The organism is Candidatus Accumulibacter sp. ACC007, from assembly GCF_907163205.1.
Classification (GTDB): Bacteria; Pseudomonadota; Gammaproteobacteria; order Burkholderiales; family Rhodocyclaceae; genus Accumulibacter; species Accumulibacter regalis.
Genome location: NZ_CAJQUD010000001.1, coordinates 840,749 through 858,420, shown reverse-complemented (window position 1 = coordinate 858,420; position 17,672 = coordinate 840,749). Strand labels below are relative to the sequence as shown.

Sequence of the window (17,672 nt, the reverse complement as noted above, 5' to 3'; positions counted from 1 at the left end):
GGGCTTCGCCCGCGGCAATGTACCGGCTTAAACTCGCCCTCAAGCCCACGCCGTCACGCTGCAGTTGCAAACCGTGGCACTTCCCAAGTCAATGTGTCTGGGGTAGCCCGCCAGTGGAACTCACCGGCGAGTTTCGTCCAACATACGGTTCAGATCGTGGCTTCGCACGACCCAACCATATTCAGTATGCGGCTACCGCACCAAGTGCTAAAAGCCCATCTGCGTTTCGAGGTATTTCTGAAGCAAGGAGAACGCCATATCACCCGTTTTCTTGCCGGCCGCCAACAGAAATGCTTTGATCCGTTGTTTCGCTCGAAGCCGATCTACTTGGTCCACTCCTTTATCAGCAACTTCGTATACCGCAGTCTCCAGCTTTTTGGCTTGTTGCCCGCCGTGGACGCGTATCAAGTCCAGAAGTTGATGATGCTCCGGCGCGAAGTGCTGGTTCCCATGAACTTCCTCAGCTATGACGCCGTTCATGGTGTTCACGAACTGCGGTCGGAAGTTGTAGGTAATGTTTGTGGCAGATCTGTTCGAAAGCGGCGGTAGCGTCGAGATAGAGCAGGTGGGAGCTGGAAGACCAATCGGAAACGTTGGGACGACTGCATTCACGATTGACGCAATAGTCGTCCAATCCTCCTGTGTCGGATTGTACTCGATAAGCTCGGATTCAAGTCGATGACGAATCGCAATTATCTTGCTCTCGGCGTCATGCTTAATGTCCAGTTGTAGTCTACGGACTTCCTTCGAATACTTTTCCAATACCCGTGTTATTTCTCGTGCACCGAGGTTCTTGGACCTAAGAATAGTCGCTGCCGCGTCGGTGTCGCTTGCGCAGAGGTCCATGAGTTTAGAGAACTCTTGAAATTCAGCGGTCAGACTCACCTCGCCTGGTGGCGGTTCTCCATGAAATTCATAGATCACGCCGTAATCGGTGCGCTTTTGATCGAGGCGAACTGCGAGCCGATCAACTTTAGCTACGTAATCTTGGAAAAGTTGTAGAAATTTGTCTGCCTCTGCTGACCATAATCTCCCGCTGGGGACGTACAGGCGAAAGATAAGATTGCGATCCAGTTCGTCGAGAAAGGATTCAGCTAGTACGGTGACTTCGGCTCTGGTTCGGTACGGAACGATTTCGACGTTATTACGACGCAGAAACTCAAGTGCAGCGTCGCGCTGATCCTGCGGCGGATAAGGATTCAGTCTTCCACCAACGTCATCAGCTTGCTCTCCTTGAATAAGATCGTCGTAGACAAAGATCTGATTAGGAACTTCCCCAATTCGCTCAAAGAGACTCTCGCGAACTTTGACGTAATCTGGGTTCTCCATGAGGGATAGTACGGGACCAGAGAACTTGCCTAGGACGGACGAGACATCGAACTCGCTGAACAGCTCTGTGATGGTTTCCCAGTTCTCGGGACGTGAGTCAAGGATCTTTTTTTTGTACTGGCGCCCCGTTGCCTTCAGCGAGCTAAGAATCCCTTCGTGATCGACCCAACCCAATAACAACACTAGCGGCCTCTCGGGATCTAGAATGTACTCATCAAGATTAGATTCGGGCTCTGGGATTTCCGGCGAGTCGTTGGGATCTTGCATGTGGTGGGCCCTTTGAATGCCCAACGAAGAGAATCTACCTTCCACCCGGAAATCGCCCGGCTCAACCGATAGCGGTTTACGGCAGAAAATAGACGTTGTTGGACTGGACCGCCACACCGGCGGTCGCTACGGTGATTGTAAAGCTGGACAGCCCGAAGTCAATCGCTTGGCATGAAGCCAGTGGTAGATCAACGCTCGCCAATGGGCCACGGCACTGCCAGAAGACCCGCCGGCCGAAGCGCCGACACGGACCCCGGGCAGCACACACGGACATGGACGCACCACTCCCGGCCCTGTCCGCCGCCCGCCCCCGCCACACACCGCCCCACCCCCAGCTCGGTATAGGCCCGGCCATCACCCCCAAACGCAAAAAGCCCAACCGCGAGGGCTGGGCTAAGCGCTTGTACTACTAGGAATTTTCTGTGGCTCCCCGACCTGGGCTCGAACCAGGGACCTACGGATTAACAGTCCGACGCTCTACCAACTGAGCTATCGAGGAACACGAGAGGGCGGATTCTAGCCACTCGGATGCGGTTCGTCAACTCTTCCGAACGGCAAACGGGCATTTGTCCGAGAAGCGGGCCAGGGCCGCGCCGGCAACTCTGCGGCAGGCCGCTGGCATCGGCCCTGGCCACTGCCAGGCCGTCGACACGAGGCGCCGCGTGTTGCCTGCGCACTGTCCAGCCGCAGGCTTCAAACCGACACGCCAGCCATCTCCGACTTTCCGCGCACGGCAACAAGGTGCACAATGCGTTTGTGCGGTAAAGTCGAAAACCTTCAGTCGTTAGCCAGCACGACGCCACTGAGAACATGGAACCTGAACTGCCTGACTCCGAGCTGATTTACGCCAAGACGACATCCGGCGAAGACGCGATGTTGCAGCGGACGCGAGTCGTCCAGCGAAACCTCCGCATGGTGCTGATTCTGGTGGACGGCAACGCCACGGTAGCCGAGTTGTGCGACAAGACGGGCAACGCTCAACTGACGCAGAGCGCGCTGGTTGAGCTCGAGGCCGATGGTTTCATCGAGCGGCGGGTCGACGAGGACTCGGTGTGGAAAAATGGCCGCCGGCTGGCACAACAGATTCGCAGCAAGGCTGGCCAACCGGCTTCCGAATTCTCCCTATTTGGCAAGAAAGCCGCGGCGCCACCCGCTCCTCCCTCCCTGCCCGACGCGGACGCCCAGGCCGATACCGACGACGCGACACGGCTGGTTCCCGGCTCGGAAGACAACGGCGAGCGGTTCTCGAACGGCGCACGCTCATTTTTGCCGATCTCGCAACCATCGCCATCGACCTCGCCACCATCATCGCCGCCGACCGATTCGCTGACCGGTCCCGAGTCGCGCACCGTCTTCCTGTCCAAGGAAGAAGCGACGCCGGAGGTGCCAGCAGTCTGGCCGGCGAGCAGCGTCGCGCCGGCGCCGACTTTCCTCGCCCGGGTGAAGGCCTTTCTGGGCGGCGCGAGCGAAGACAGCAGTGCGGGCGACGGGCCCGACCTCAAGCCACTCCGCCGCCGCCGCATACACCTGACCTGGCCGCTCGTCGCCCTGCTCGGCGTGGTGGCGTTGAGCGTTCTGCTGGTCCTGATTACCCTTCTCTTTCCGTATTCGCGCTACCTTCCCGAGTTGGAAAGCGCCCTCGCGGAAAGCACTGGCCAGAAAGCCAGCGTCGAGGATATGAGCGTTACTTTCTATCCGCTGCCGGGCCTGCTGCTGGCCAACGTGCGCGTCGGAGACGCCACGGCCGGGGAGCAGATTCACATCGCCGAACTTCGCCTCCGGCCAGAGCTCGACACGCTCTTCTCAACAAAAATCGTTTTCCGGGAAATGGAGTTGCGCGACATCGAGCTGACCGCAAAAGCTATTGCCAGCCTTTCGCGGATGTTCGAAGCGGCGGCGCGGGAGTCTGCCGGAGCCAGCGTGCAGCGCGTGACCATCAGCAGGGCGAAGGTCAGCTTTGCAGGGCTTGGCTTTGCCGAGCTGAACGGCGAACTGGCATTGTCTGCGGATGGCCTGTTGCAGTCCGTGGCGCTGAGATCGGCGGACCGCAGCATGAAGGTCGAGGCCAAACCCGCCGCCGATCAGCTGGCGGTTACCGCCGAGGGAGTCGCCTGGCGGCCGTCGCCGAAGTCGCCGTATCGCTTCGACTCCTTCGCTTTCAAGGGCAAGGTGGACGGACCGGTGTTCGTCATCGAGGAGATGGACTTGCGCATCTTCTCGGGCCGGGTAAGCGGCGCGGTGATCCTGCGTTCCGACGGGCCACCGGCGATGGCCGGCGAGATCGCCTTCGAACGGATCAGGGCACAGGGCTTCGGCGCGGCGTTGGGCGTCGGCGATCAGTTCGAGGGCGATCTTGCCGGCGACCTGCGCTTCTCGGCAATGGCCAGGACCTGGCCCGCCATCCTTCAGGCGGTGCATGCCGAGGGCAACTTCACGATATCCAGGGGAAGCCTGGGCGGGATCGACCTTCCCGAGGCGATTCGCCGTGCATCCGGAACGCCGGCAACGCTCGGCGGCGCCACCCGCTTTGAGCAGCTGTCCGGCGCGATCCGCCTGACCCCCGAGCGCTATCGCTTCTCGCGCCTGGTTCTCCAGGCGGGAACGATGCAGTCCACCGGTCAGCTCGAAGTGAGCAGCGACCTGCAATTGCGTGGCCGGATGGACGTCCAGATGCGCGGGCGGGCCGATGCGACCGTTCCGGTGGCGATCAGCGGTACGCTGAAGACGCCGCAACTGGAAAGCAGATAGACCACCAGCAGGGGTGACGCGCGCAGTGGCTGCGAAGAAAGCGCCGGCGACGGGGTTTCAAGCAAGCGCTCCAGCTTGCTGAAAGTCGCGCCGGGAAGGCGGCAACACGCTACCCGCACGTCATTGCGAGGAGGCGAAGCCGACGCAGCAATCCAGAGGTTTGTTTTTCTCCTGGGGAATGCGGCGCACCAGCCGTCAGAGAATGGAACTGGATTGCCGCGTCGGCTGCGCCTCCTCGCAATGACGGTGGCCGGGGAATGCTGGCCCGGATTTTGGCGACGAGGGTAGCGCTATGGAGCGGGCGAAATCCAGCCACCACACGGGGTTCGCGCTGCTATCCGGGTTGCGCAAAGTCGCGGCGGAAAGGCGGCGCCACGCCACCCGCACGTCATTGCGAGGAGGCGAAGCCGACGCGGCATTCCAGAGGTTTGTTTTTCTCCTGGGGAATGCGGCGCACCAGCCGTCAGAGAATGGAACTGGATTGCCGCGTCGGCTGCGCCTCCTCGCAATGACGGTGGACGGGGAATGCTGGCCCGGATTTTGGCGACGAGGGTAGTAGTATGGAGCGGGCGAAATCCAGCCACCACACGGGGTTCGCGCTGCGATCCGGGTTGCGCAAAATCGCGTCGGGAAGGCGGCAACACGCCACCCGGCACGTCATTGCGAGGAGGCGCAGCCGACGCGGCAATCCAGCGGTTTTGTTTTTCTCCTGGGGAATGCGGCGCACCAGCAGTCAGAGAATGGAACTGGATTGCCGCGTCGGCTGCGCCTCCTCGCAATGACGGTGGCTGGGGCATGAGCGCCGGCGGTGGCCACGAGGGCCACCGCGGCGGCGAACATGCGGATTTCAGCCAGCACAAGGTTTTCGCGCTGCTCTCAGCCGTCGCGGAAAACCTCGTCAGGAATGCAGCACTACATCAGAGCACTGCAGCGATGGCGTCGGCGACGTAGTCGATGTTCCTGGTGTTCAGCGCGGCCAGGCAGATGCGCCCGGTGCTGACCGCGTAGATACCGAACTCGTCGCGCATGCGGTCCACCTGTGCGACTTCGAGCCCGGTGTAGGAGAACATGCCCCGCTGCCGGGTGACGAAGGAAAAGTCGGTGCTCACTCCCCTGCCCTGCAGTTTGTCGACCAGGCTGACGCGCATGGCCAGAATGCGCTGGCGCATCTCGGCAAGTTCGACTTCCCACATCTGGCGCAGCTCGGCGCTGGCCAGAACGGCGGCGACAATGGCGCCGCCATGGGTCGGCGGGTTCGAGTAGTTGGCCCGCACGACGCGCTTGATCTGCGACAAAACACGTGCCGTTTCGTCGCGGCTGGCGGTGACCACCGACAGGGCACCAACCCGCTCGCCGTAGAGCGAAAAGGACTTGGAGAACGAGCTGGCGACGAGGAATTGCAGGCCCGATGCGGCAAACATCTGCAGCGCCTGCGCATCTTCCCGGATGCCGTCGGCGAAACCCTGATAGGCCATGTCGATGAAGGCCACCAGCCCGCGGGCGCCGATCGTCTCGATCACTTCGCGCCACTGCGCGTGACTGAGGTCGGCACCGGTCGGGTTGTGGCAGCAGGCGTGCAGGACGACGATCGAACCGGCCGGCAGGGCGTTCAGGCCGCTCTTCATGGCGGCGAAATCGACGCCACGGCTGACTGCGTCGTAGTAGGGATACGAATCGACCTCGAAACCGGCGTACTCGAAAATCGCGCGGTGGTTCTCCCAGCTCGGATCGCTGATGAAAACCTTGGCCGTGGGCAGCAGTCGGCGCAGGTAATCGGCACCGACCTTCAGCGCGCCGGTGCCGCCGAGTGCTTCGATGGTCGCGACCTGACCCGCTTCGAGCAATGCCGAATCGGCGCCGAAGAGCAGCTTCTGGACGATCTGGTTATAGGCGGCAAGGCCGTCGATCGGCTGGTAGCCGCGCGGCGGCATGGCTTCCAGGCGAGTTTTCTCGGCCGCCTTGACAGCCGCCAGCAGCGGGATCTTGCCGTTGTCGTCGAAATACACGCCAACACCGAGGTTGACCTTGGTCGACCGGGTATCGGCGTTGAAGGATTCGGTGAGGCCGAGAATCGGGTCGCGGGGAGCCATTTCAACGGCGGCGAAAAGCGAGGCGGTCATGTCTTGTTCCTAAGTTGGCCGGTAGCTGGGCGATGCCATTTCCGGTCGGGCCTGCCAGGCAGGCCCCGGGTGGCACAAACTGTCGCGGGAAAAACGAAGCGTCGAAAAAAGCATTGTTTCCGGACAGGTTGGGCAAACGCCGCGCACGGCGCCGAGCGGTCCTGAAACAACGTAAAATTCTAGCATGTCAGCCGCCATCCAATCGCCCGAAAAGCAGCACCCGGTGGTCACCTTCCCGGGCAGCCCCTTCCGCCTCCATCAGCCCTTCCTGCCTGCCGGCGACCAGCCGGCGGCGATCGAGCAACTGCTCGCCGGACTCGCCGACGGCCTCTCGTTCCAGACCCTGCTGGGCGTCACCGGCTCGGGCAAGACCTACACCATGGCCAATGTCATCGCCCGCAGCGGCCGCCCGGCGCTGGTGCTGGCGCCGAACAAGACCCTGGCCGCGCAACTGTACGCCGAGTTCCGCGAGTTCTTTCCGGACAACGCCGTCGAGTATTTCGTCTCCTACTACGACTACTACCAGCCGGAAGCCTACGTTCCGGCGCGCGATCTGTTCATCGAGAAAGACTCGTCGATCAACGAGCACATCGAGCAGATGCGTTTGTCGGCGACCAAGAGCCTGCTCGAACGTCGCGATTGCGTGATCGTCGCCACCGTCTCCTGCATCTACGGCATCGGCGACCGCGACGAATACCACAAGATGATCCTGACCATGCGCGTCGGCGACCGCATCGATCAGCGCGAGGTGATCAAGCGCCTGGTCGCCATGCAGTACGAGCGCAACGAGACCGACTTCCGCCGCGGCGTCTTTCGCGTCCGCGGCGACATCATCGACGTCTTTCCCGCCGAGCACGCCGAGCAGGCGATCCGCATCTCGCTGTTCGACGACGAGATCGAAGGCCTGCAGCTTTTCGACCCGCTGACCGGGCATCTACAGGGCCGCCTGAAGCGCTTTACCGTCTTCCCGTCGTCGCACTACGTGACGCCACGGGCGACCGTCCTGCGCGCCATCGAGGCGATCAAGCGCGAACTCAGCGAGCGTACGGCCTTCTTCCACGCCGAAGGTCGCCTCGTCGAGGCGCAGCGCATCGAGCAACGCACGCGTTTCGACCTCGAAATGCTCGACCAGCTCGGCTTCTGCAAGGGCATCGAGAACTACTCGCGGCATCTCTCCGGGCGCCAGCCCGGCGAGCCGCCGCCGACGCTGATCGACTACCTGGCCGCCGACGCGCTGATGTTCATCGACGAGTCGCACGTCGCCATCCCCCAGGTCGGCGGCATGTACAAGGGCGACCGCTCGCGCAAGGAGAACCTGGTCAACTACGGCTTCCGCCTGGCCTCGGCGCTCGACAACCGGCCGCTCAAGTTCGCCGAGTACGAAGCGCTGCTGCGCCAGACGATTTTCGTTTCGGCGACGCCGGCCGACTACGAACAGACGCATCAGGGTCAGGTCGTCGAGCAGGTCGTTCGCCCGACCGGGCTGATCGACCCGGTGCTCATCGTTCGTCCGGCATCGACACAGATCGACGATCTGCTCTCCGAGATCGGCCTGCGCGTCGGTCGCGGCGAGCGCGTGCTGGTGACCACGCTGACCAAGCGCATGTCCGAGGATCTCACCGAATACCTGAACGAACACGAGGTGCGCGTCCGCTACCTGCACTCGGACATCGACACCGTCGAACGCGTCGAGATCATCCGCGACCTGCGCCTCGGCAAGTTCGACGTCCTGGTCGGCATCAACCTCTTGCGCGAAGGTCTCGACATTCCGGAGGTCTCGCTGGTGGCCATTCTCGACGCCGACAAGGAAGGCTTCCTGCGCTCCGAGCGCTCGCTGATCCAGACCATCGGCCGCGCCGCCCGGCACATCAACGGCACCGCCATTCTCTACGCCGACCGGGTCACCGGCTCGATGAGCCGCGCCATCGCCGAGACCGAACGCCGGCGGCTCAAGCAGATCGCTTTCAACGCAGCGCACGGTATCGTCCCGAAAGGCGTCAACAAGCGCATCACCGACATCATCGACGGTGTCTATGACATTGACGACGCACGCCGCGAACGCAAGGCCGCGCAGCTGCAGGCCAACTACGAGGCGATGAGCGAGAAACAACTGGCGCGCGAAATCAAGCGACTCGAGAAAGCGATGCTCGACTACGCGAAGGACCTCGAGTTCGAGAAAGCCGCCGCCGCCCGCGACGAGATCTTCCGCCTTCGCCAACAGGTCTTCGGCGTCAGCGGCGAGCAGGCCAACATCGAAGCGTGAAAAGCACTGGGGGGTCGCTATGTAAACCTCTGCATAACGACCCTACGCTGTCGTTCGCCGCATGGCCAAGCAGACATCCAGGAACGTCTGCATCCACCCGACTGCGCGGCTTTTCGCGCAGGTCCGGTGAATGATGGTTGGGCTTCGCCCCCAATTCATGCGCTTGGTGGCCTAACGTTTCAAACAGATTCGACGCGGCGCTAATCAGACGCATCAACTCTTGCGGGTCAAACGTCTGGCGCGGCAGGCCTGCACCCATTTCGATGCTGGACAGAATCAGACGGTCCCCTTGGGCATCCAGGGAGGCACTTCCCGTGGCGCGCAAGGCTGGTGTTATCCGTTCACAAATTCGCAGGACTTGCTTGACTTTCCCGGAGTCGGCATAGATGCAAAAACGCTTGTCAAACTCTGCGTCGCCCGTCTTGATCCGTTCCAAGCCAGGCATTGGAAAGGCTTTCGATAAACCGTGAAAAAAAGCTTGCCAGCGGTACCGGAAGCCCCTGGAACTCCGTCTATTGAAAATCGTGGCAAATCCAATTCGCGCGAAACAAGGCATATAATAAACCACTGCGTGCCCTGTGCGTTTCCGCTGGCACTGGCAAACCGATAATCGCAAAAAAAATATTATGGCTGCCATCCGCCGATAATCGCCGGTAAAGATTCATCAACAAACGCCTGCCCTGATGACGGGGATTCACTATCAGCAAGCGCTGCGCCAGCGCAGTTTTTTCTTCCTTGGAGGGGCATACCTCGAAACCCATAGGCAAGAGAGCCGTTTCAATCTTCTTGCGCCATCTTCCTGCATCAAGAACTGTCAGGTAGATGAACAAACCCGCAACAAGGGAAAATCCAAGGAGCGTAAGCACAACAATCATGGAATAGCTCATAAGGATCCCTTGTTATAGGGAGACACTCTTGCACTGCGAGTCCTGCGCATGCCGCACAACCAGGCATCACCAGCATGCGCGTCAGCGCATCCCACTTGATGGAGCGTTGTTTGTTTTTAAGGTAGTCCTATTTACGTCAGTAGTTATTCGCAGCAGCTATGGTAGAAAACTCAGTAGCTACAACCTGGCCAATACTAATAAGCATGGCCGGGTCATTGGCATAAATGTCACGCATTCTATTACGCGCCGCCTCGTCGGGTTGCGTAGCTTTAATAATGAGCCTTGACAGCTTAACCGCCAAAGCTCGACCCTCTTCAGGGGTGTCAGTGATTAGTGTGTTATTGGGCTCTATGTCGTTTTCTGTGGAACGGGCGCTGGTTTTGACAGTTTGAGGGGGCGGTGATGTCAAGGGCGGACGCAGTCCGGGCGCAGCCGAACCCTTTACATCACCGCCCGCTCGCTCACGCTTGCTCCGGGCCGAGGAAGGCAGTTTGCCGCCCTCGGCATGGAGGACAATGGCGGCCTTTCCTCTCGCGACCGGTTCCTCATGATTGAAACGCTGTTTACCCAAGCTCTGGGTCTCGTTGCTCCTTGGCAGGTAGCTGAAGTCATCTTCAAGCCAGAGTCCGGACGGATCGATTTCCAGGTCCGATTTGGCGCAGCCATTCATGTTTGCCCGGCTTGCGGTGCGGCGGCGCAGCCGCTGCATGACCGCTTGGCGCGTTCCTGGCGCCATATGGATTTCTTTCAGTACGAAGCCCACCTGCATGCCGAGGTGCCGCGAGTGGCCTGTGCCGGTTGCGGCAAGGTCACGCAGATTCCTGTGCCCTGGGCGCGTGAAGGGAGCCGCTTCACGCTGCTGTTCGAGGCCTTGACGTTGATGCTGGCGCCGACCATGTCGGTCTTGGCAGCTGGCCGACTGCTGCGCGTGCGCAGTCGCAGACTGTGGCGCGTGATCAATCATCATGTGGGCCGGGCGCGCGCCCAGGAAAGTCATGCCAGGGTTCGCGCGATCGGCGTCGATGAGACCGCCAGTAAACGCGGCCAGACGTATATCTCTGTTTTTTATGACCTCGACGCACAGCGTCTGCTGTTTGCCACACCGGGCCGGGACAAGGCCACGCTCGGGAAGTTCGCCAGCGACCTTACCGAGCATGGTGGCCAGCCCACCGCGATCACCCATGTCAGCATGGACATGAGCGGCTCGTTCCAGGCCGGCGCCGCCGAGCATTTTCCCGCAGCCGAGGTCTGTTTCGACCGCTTCCACGTGGTCGCTCTGAGCAGCACGGCGCTGGACGAGGTGCGACGCGCCGAGGTCAAGAGCGCGCCCGAACTCAAAGGCACCCGCTGGGGCCTGCACAAGAAACCCGCCGACTGGAGCGTCAAGCAAACCGACACCATGCACTGGTTGCAGCGCTCGAACCTCAAGACCGCACGGGCCTGGCGGATCAAGCAGGCGCTGCGCTCCATCTACGCCACCGCCACGACACCTGACGAGGCCGAACCCCTGCTCAAGCGCTGGCTCAGCTGGGCCAGCCGCTGCCGACTCGAACCTTTCAAGCGCCTCGGCAGGACGATCACCAAGCATCTTCCTGGCGTCCTCAACGGTTTTCACCCCGGCAAGCACAATGGCCGGGTCGAAGCGATGAATCGAGCGCTTCAGGAGGCCAGAGCTCGCGCACGCGGCTATCGCCGCGTCGAGAACTTCATCGCCATAGCCTATCTTATTGCTGGAAAGCTCACTCATTTGCCCGCCTCGCCCTTCGCCCCGTTCTTGCCCGTTCCACAGGAAACGACCTAAACCCTGTTATTGGGAACAAGAGTGGTTGTCATAACTATCCTTTGGGTAAAACATAAACACTGTAAATGTTACTTGAATGTACTGCTGCTTTTGCTCTATGGCGACAGATTTTTTGCACGATAAAAGATATTAATCAAGAGCTGGATAATCAGTGTAGCCACGCTCATCCCCGCCATAAAAAGTGCCTTCGTCAAAATCATTGAGCGGCGCACCTTCGCGAAACCGTTGAGGCAGATCGGGATTGGAAATAAATAATCGACCAAAGGTGACGAGGTCACACAACCCGGAATCGATTCTTTGCTGTGCCTCCTCGGCCGAATAATTCCCATTGGCAATATAGGTGCCTTTGAAATTCTCTCGAATCGCCTTAATGACAGCTTCCGGACGTCCATTCGATGCATTTCCCTGAAAGGAATCCTCGACCACTTCAATGAAGGCAATGCCTCTGGAATTTAGTTCTTTGGCGAACGCGCCGTAAGTCGCCGCCGGGTCATCGTCATGCATGTCGTTGAACGTTCCCATTGGCGAAACCCGAATCCCGGTGCGTTCAATACCCCAGACGTCGACCACCGCATCGACAACCATAAGCGGAAAGCGCAGACGGTTGGCGATCGAGCCGCCATATTCATCTGTACGCTGATTAGACTTGCTGCGAATGAACTGATCAATCAGATAACCGTTGGCACCGTGAATCTCAACACCATCGAAACCAGCCCGCTGGGCATTGATTGCGCCTTGGCGGAACTGCTCGACAACATTTGGGATCTCTTCAGTCGAGAGCGCTCTCGGCTCTAACACTTCAAGCATGCCGGACTTTTCATCAATGAACGTTTGCGCACCCAGCGGCTTTATGGCCGACGGGGCAACGGGCTGCTGACCAGCAGGCTGCAACTCGGGACGAGAGATTCGCCCAACGTGCCAGAGTTGTGCATAGATCCGTCCACCGGCGTCATGCACGGCCGTAGTGACTTTGCGCCACCCTTCAACCTGGTCGTCGGAGTAAATCCCCGGCGTGAAAGCATAGCCTTTGCCTTGCGGCGAGACCTGAGTTGCTTCACCAAGGATCAAACCGGCACCGGCGCGTTGTGCATAGTAGCTAGCATTGAGGTCCCAAGGAATGTCACCCGGCTGTTTCGAGCGCGAACGAGTCAAAGGGCCCATCAGTACCCGATTGGGCAGTTGGAGGTCGCCCAATGTAAAGGGGTAATGCAATACATTTTTTTCTTCCAGCATATCAATCTCCTTGGTTTCGCCTAGCGCAGACTTGCGCGCTTCCTCCGAGGTCACTTTCCCCGTCGTGAAATATACGGACCGACTCGGCGCTGATCGGAACGTTGGAAGCGTAACCGCGGAAGGCTCGGCGCCCGATGTAGTTATTCCATGGCGGATAAAACTCGTGAAAGGCGACAATTTCCAAGCTAGCTCGATAGCATACACCCAGGCCGCTTCAATGACTGCTTTGGCAGATTTCTCCACCGTCTCTTGCCGGCCGTCAGCTGCCGACCACAATCAAGCAAAAAAATGCCTGCGCCATGATTGGATCGATTGCTGGGTCTATCGCTACAGCAAGTGGCTTGTTCAGACCAGCACGTCCAGCCCATCCCGTTATACACAACCCACATGACATGACGGATCTCGCGCATATGCTCTACGCCGGAGACGAAATCACGCAAGCGCTGGATGCCGAGCCAGAGGGATTTGACGCCGGGTTCGCCGTCGCCCTTGCGGGCGAGGAATCCGCCGAGCTGTGCGATCAGGCGGATGACCTCGCGAATGCTCGGCACCTTCTTCGGTGGCTTCTTCTTGTTGAGGATAAAGGCGCCGGCCCATTCCGTTTCGGAGAAGAACAGATCGGCAGACCACTGCGGGTGGATGCGCCCCAGGCGGATCAGGCGGGCAAGGCGCCAGGAAACGACCAGATAGACGGCCAGCGCCAGTTCCAGCTTGCTCTGGCTACCCAGTTGCAGGGCCTCGACCCGGCAGCCGTTCTTGAGCACATGGAACAGGGTTTCGATCTCCCAGCGGCAGCGATACCAGTCGATCAACTCGACGGCCGCCTCAAGACCGGCGACTTTACGATTGGTCAGCAAGCGCCATTCGACCGGCTTGCAGCCGGCGGGCGCCCCGATTTCCGTGGCGATCAGGCAGGTCACGCTGACGTGGCGGCCGTCCGTGTCAGGAGCCGGGAGGTCGACCGCATGGCTTCGCAACTGCTGGCGCACGATCCGTTTCGGCTGCCCGTGCCGCGATGCCAGAGTGAATTCGATCTCGCCGAGCGGCGATTCGGCAAGAGTTGCCGCCCACAGTTTGCCGCCTTGCGGCAAACAGCGGTTGTGTTTGGCGCGAATCAGCCAGTCGGCCGGCGTCCCCAACGCCTGGGCGCGCTGCATCAGGCCGACGATGTCCGCTTCGCGGTCGGCCACATAGACCAATCGCGTTTGTGGCATCCCCGCCGCGGTTTCGGCGACCCGCTCGTAGCCTTCAATCCAGCGCGTGCTCTCGCTGATACCCGGCCGGCTTCCGTCGGCCGCTTTCGCTTCTCTCGCCCACATCCAGGCGTCGATCACCCCGAGCGGTTCGCGTTCCGGGGTCACCGCATAGGTCGGGTGCAGATACATGCCGCGCTGGGCTTCGTACGAGAGCGGCCCGAGTCCTTCGATCTCCTGACCGTTGAAGTCCAGTTCGGTGGTGTCCTGAAGGCACAACACCACCGGGTGTTGTGCCATGCGCCCTTGGCTGCAATCCATGTGCGGTTGCAGGATCGATTGCCAGTTCAACCCGCGCTTGCCAGCGCGGGCCTGATCGAAGAAACGGTACGCCGCCACCGTCTCCGCCCAATCCCCACAGGCGCCCGGTATGCTCGCCGTCGGCTGCTCTGCAAAGCGTGTCGCCAGTTTGATCAGCCTCAGCCTCAGACGTCCGTCCCCCAGTTCAGCCCCGCCAAATTCGTCTCCCGCCCAGTTTGCCATCGCCCGATCCCTATGAAAAAGGGAAAGGGAAAGCAAGGGGTATACCAGACAAAATCCGTCAACTATATGCCAGGGGCACATCGGGCGGCCAAGTTATGCTGAGTGAGTTGTGTATAACGAGATGCGTCCAGCCCCTTGCGCTCAATCACTGAAAGCTATCGTGCTTGCAGCACCACTGGGTTTCTTATCACCGTTTTCCCGCTTCTGACTAGACGACCGGTCTAATGGCGCGTATGATGCGCCCCATGCTTCCTGAACACACCGACGTGCGGCAGCACATCCTCGATACCGCCAAGCCGATCATTCTCGGCAAGGGCTTTGCGGCGGCTGGGCTGAACGAGCTCCTGTCGGCGGCGGACGTCCCCAAGGGCTCGTTCTACCACTACTTCAAGTCCAAGGAGGCGTTCGGCGAGGCGCTGCTCGACAGCTACTTCTGTAGCTATCAGGAGCGCCTGGCAGAGCTCTTGCAGCGTGGCGGCGGAACTGCCGGCGAGCGCCTGATGAGCTACTGGCAGCTATGGCTCGACACCCAGGCCAACGACGGCCCTGATGGCAAGTGCCTGGCGGTGAAACTCGGCGGCGAGGTTTCCGACCTCTCGGAAGCAATGCGCAGTGCACTCGAGCGCGGAACCAGCCGGATTGTCGACATGATCGCGGCGTGCATTCGTGACGCACAGGCCGATGCGTCGCTGTCCGCCGACCTGAATGCCGCCGATTGCGCGCTGGTGCTCTACAACCTGTGGCTGGGGGCGACCGTGTTGACCAAGATTCGCCGTAACCGCAGCGCGCTGGAAGCGGCCATGGTGGCCACTCGGCAACTGTTGTCAGTGGCGTCCTGAGCCGCGAATCGGGCCACTCAGGCACTTCAACCTCACCCGGCGCAGCACGCCCCACCCGCTATTCGTGCTTCCCCTGATCCCCTGGCCAAAACATAGACGACCGGTCTAATGATGGAGAAATCAATGCAGAACTTCGAGTTTCACAACCCGACAAAGATTGTTTTTGGCAGCGCAACGATTCCCCGCCTCGCCGACCTCGTTCCCGGCGACGCGCGCGTGCTGATTCTCTACGGGGGAGCCAGCGCCGAGAAGAACGGCACCCTCGCTGAAGTCAGGACAGCGCTCGGTGAGCGGCTGGTGCAGGAGTTTGGCGGCATCGAGCCGAATCCGACCTACGAAACCCTGATGCACGCGGTCGAGCAGGTGCGGCGCGAGAAACTCGATTTTCTGCTTGCCGTCGGTGGCGGCTCGGTGATTGACGGCAGCAAGTTCGTCGCCGCCGCGGTGAACTTCCCCGCCGATCCCTGGGAAATCCTGCTCAGTCATGGCCAGCAGGTCGCCAGCGCCCTGCCCTTCGGGACCGTCCTGACCTTGCCGGCCACCGGTTCGGAAATGAACAGCGGCTCGGTGATCACGCGTCGCGCAACGCAAGCCAAGCTGGCTTTCATGAGTCCGCATGTCTTCCCGCAGTTTTCGATTCTCGATCCGACCAGGACTTACACCCTGCCGCCGCAACAGATTGCCAACGGTGTCGTCGACGCCTACGTCCATATCATCGAGCAATACCTGACCTACCCGGTTGGCGGCATGGCCCAGGACCGTTTTGCCGAAGGACTGCTGCAGACGCTGATCGAGATCGGGCCGCAGGCGCTGGCCACACCCGACGATGCGGACGTGCGCGCCAACCTGATGTGGGTCGCCACGCTGGCGCTAAACGGTCTGATCGGTTCCGGCGTGCCGCAGGATTGGGCGACCCACATGATCGGTCACGAGTTGACCGTCGCCCACGGTATCGACCACGCGCGTACACTGGCCATCGTCCTGCCGTCATTGCTCAATGTGCAGCGCGCGGACAAACGCGCCAAGTTGCTGCAATACGCCGCTCGCGTCTGGCAGATCACGAGTGGCGACGAGGAACAACGCATCGACGAAGCGATCAACCGTACAGCGCAGTTTTTCGAGTCGCTCGGCGTCAACACCCGCCTCGCCGACTACGGCCTGGCGCGTGCGGCGATCGATCCCCTGCTCGCCCAGCTCGAAGCACACGGAATGACCGCCATCGGCGAGCACCAGAACATCGACCTTCCGGTCAGCCGGAAAGTTCTTGAAGGAGCCCTGTAAATGAAAAAGAAACTCAAGCAGAACGACGCCCGCAATCGGCGCATCGTACTCAACTCGCGCCCCGTCGGCGCGCCGCGTGACGACAACTTCCGTCTCGAGGAAGCGGCCATACCGCAACCCGCGAAAGGCCAGTTGCTGCTGCGCACACTCTACCTGTCGCTCGACCCCTATATGCGTGGCCGGATGAGCGACGCGCCGTCGTACGCCGCGCCGGTCGGCATCGGCGAACCCATGCCGGGCGGTACCGTCGCCCGCGTCGAAGCGTCGCAGCATGCCGACTACCGTGCCGGCGACCTGGTCCTTGCCTACTCCGGCTGGCAGGACTACGCGCTCTCCGACGGCCAGGGGCTGATCAAGCTCGATCCGGCGATGCCACAGCCCTCGCTGGCGCTCGGCGTTCTCGGCATGCCGGGCTTCACCGCCTACATGGGCCTGCTCGACATCGGCCGGCCGCAAGCCGGCGAGACGGTCGTCGTTGCCGCGGCGAGCGGCGCCGTCGGCTCGGTGGTCGGTCAGATCGCCAAACTCAAGGGCTGCCGCGTCGTCGGCATCGCCGGCGGCAGCGAGAAATGCCGCTACGTCGTCGACGAGCTCGGCTTCGACGCCTGCCTCGATCACCACAGCGCGACGCTGCCGCAAGCGCTTGCCGACGCCTGCCCGCAAGGCATCGACGTCTATTTCGAGAACGTCGGTGGCGCGGTATTCGACGCCGTGCTGCCACTGCTCAACGTTCGCGCGCGCATCCCGGTGTGCGGCCTGATCGCCCACTATAACGACCAGTCGCTGCCGCCCGGCCCGAACCGCCTTGGCCTGCTCACCCGTACCCTGCTGGTCAAGCGCATCAAGATGCAGGGCTTCATCATCTTCGACGACTACGGCGATCGCTACGGCGAATTCTTCGCCGCCATGTTCGGCTGGCTGACGGCGGAAAAAGTCAAGTTCCGCGAAGACATCGTCGACGGTCTGGAGAACGCGCCCCAGGCTTTCATCGGCCTTCTCGAAGGCCGCAACTTCGGCAAACTACTGGTCCGCGTCGCGCCCGCGTGAGCAGGACCTTGCCGCGCCTTCGGCGTACGCCGAGCATCAATGGCCCCTCGCGCGTGGCGGGAAAAGGCTGGGGAAGAGGGGCAAAGGATGACCAGCACCCGAACCCTTCGCCCAGCCCGCT

The 17,672-nt window shown here is 61.1% G+C and carries 11 protein-coding genes, 1 tRNA gene and 1 pseudogene; 6 read left to right on the top strand and 7 right to left on the bottom strand.

Annotation, left to right across the window (positions count from 1 at the left end):
* Positions 1-207: 207 nt before the first annotated feature.
* Positions 208-1,596, bottom strand: a complete 1,389-nt coding sequence (locus QZ634_RS03625; protein ID WP_291985657.1) for a hypothetical protein — start codon at positions 1,594-1,596, stop codon at positions 208-210.
* Positions 1,597-2,019: 423 nt separating this feature from the next.
* Positions 2,020-2,095: transfer RNA gene (locus QZ634_RS03620), tRNA-Asn, on the bottom strand.
* 311 nt (positions 2,096-2,406) lie between these two features.
* On the opposite strand from QZ634_RS03620, the gene QZ634_RS03615 reads away from it, so the two are divergent.
* Positions 2,407-4,344: a hypothetical protein gene (locus tag QZ634_RS03615; protein ID WP_291985655.1), complete on the top strand. Its 1,938-nt coding sequence runs from the start codon at positions 2,407-2,409 to the stop codon at positions 4,342-4,344.
* Between the two features lie 917 nt (positions 4,345-5,261).
* Here QZ634_RS03615 and QZ634_RS03610 read toward each other — a convergent pair.
* Complete coding sequence (locus QZ634_RS03610; protein ID WP_291985653.1) at positions 5,262-6,464, bottom strand: amino acid aminotransferase; 1,203 nt, start codon at positions 6,462-6,464, stop codon at positions 5,262-5,264.
* Positions 6,465-6,648: 184 nt separating this feature from the next.
* On the opposite strand from QZ634_RS03610, the gene uvrB reads away from it, so the two are divergent.
* Positions 6,649-8,727, top strand: coding sequence for an excinuclease ABC subunit UvrB (gene uvrB, locus QZ634_RS03605; protein WP_291985651.1), 2,079 nt, complete (start codon positions 6,649-6,651; stop codon positions 8,725-8,727).
* Positions 8,728-9,239: 512 nt separating this feature from the next.
* Here the strand turns inward: uvrB and QZ634_RS03600 are convergent.
* Together QZ634_RS03600 and QZ634_RS03595 are read right to left on the bottom strand one after the other, a co-directional pair.
* Positions 9,240-9,602 carry a hypothetical protein gene (locus QZ634_RS03600; RefSeq protein WP_291985649.1) on the bottom strand — a complete coding sequence of 121 codons (363 nt, stop codon included), beginning with the start codon at positions 9,600-9,602 and terminating at the stop codon, positions 9,240-9,242.
* 148 nt (positions 9,603-9,750) lie between these two features.
* Positions 9,751-9,966 carry a hexameric tyrosine-coordinated heme protein gene (locus tag QZ634_RS03595; protein WP_291987991.1) on the bottom strand — a complete coding sequence of 72 codons (216 nt, stop codon included), beginning with the start codon at positions 9,964-9,966 and terminating at the stop codon, positions 9,751-9,753.
* A gap of 195 nt (positions 9,967-10,161) precedes the next feature.
* Between QZ634_RS03595 and QZ634_RS03590 the strand changes: the two genes are divergently transcribed.
* Complete coding sequence (locus tag QZ634_RS03590; protein WP_291985647.1) at positions 10,162-11,415, top strand: ISL3 family transposase; 1,254 nt, start codon at positions 10,162-10,164, stop codon at positions 11,413-11,415.
* Positions 11,416-11,544: 129 nt separating this feature from the next.
* Here QZ634_RS03590 and QZ634_RS03585 read toward each other — a convergent pair whose 3' ends face one another.
* Entirely contained in the window at positions 11,545-12,648 is a 1,104-nt protein-coding gene (locus QZ634_RS03585) for an alkene reductase (protein WP_291985645.1), read from the bottom strand.
* A gap of 401 nt (positions 12,649-13,049) precedes the next feature.
* Positions 13,050-14,384 (bottom strand): annotated as a pseudogene (locus tag QZ634_RS03580) (IS4 family transposase); the annotation flags it as partial.
* A 245-nt stretch (positions 14,385-14,629) separates the two neighbouring features.
* Between QZ634_RS03580 and QZ634_RS03575 the strand changes: the two are divergent.
* From QZ634_RS03575 to QZ634_RS03565, 3 genes are all read left to right on the top strand, one after another.
* A complete protein-coding gene (locus QZ634_RS03575; protein WP_291985643.1) occupies positions 14,630-15,223 on the top strand; it encodes a TetR/AcrR family transcriptional regulator in 594 nt (197 codons plus the stop codon).
* Positions 15,224-15,346: 123 nt separating this feature from the next.
* Complete coding sequence (locus tag QZ634_RS03570; RefSeq protein WP_291985641.1) at positions 15,347-16,504, top strand: iron-containing alcohol dehydrogenase; 1,158 nt, start codon at positions 15,347-15,349, stop codon at positions 16,502-16,504.
* Positions 16,505-17,551, top strand: a complete 1,047-nt coding sequence (locus tag QZ634_RS03565; protein WP_291985639.1) for an NADP-dependent oxidoreductase — start codon at positions 16,505-16,507, stop codon at positions 17,549-17,551.
* The last annotated feature ends 121 nt before the right edge of the window (positions 17,552-17,672 follow it).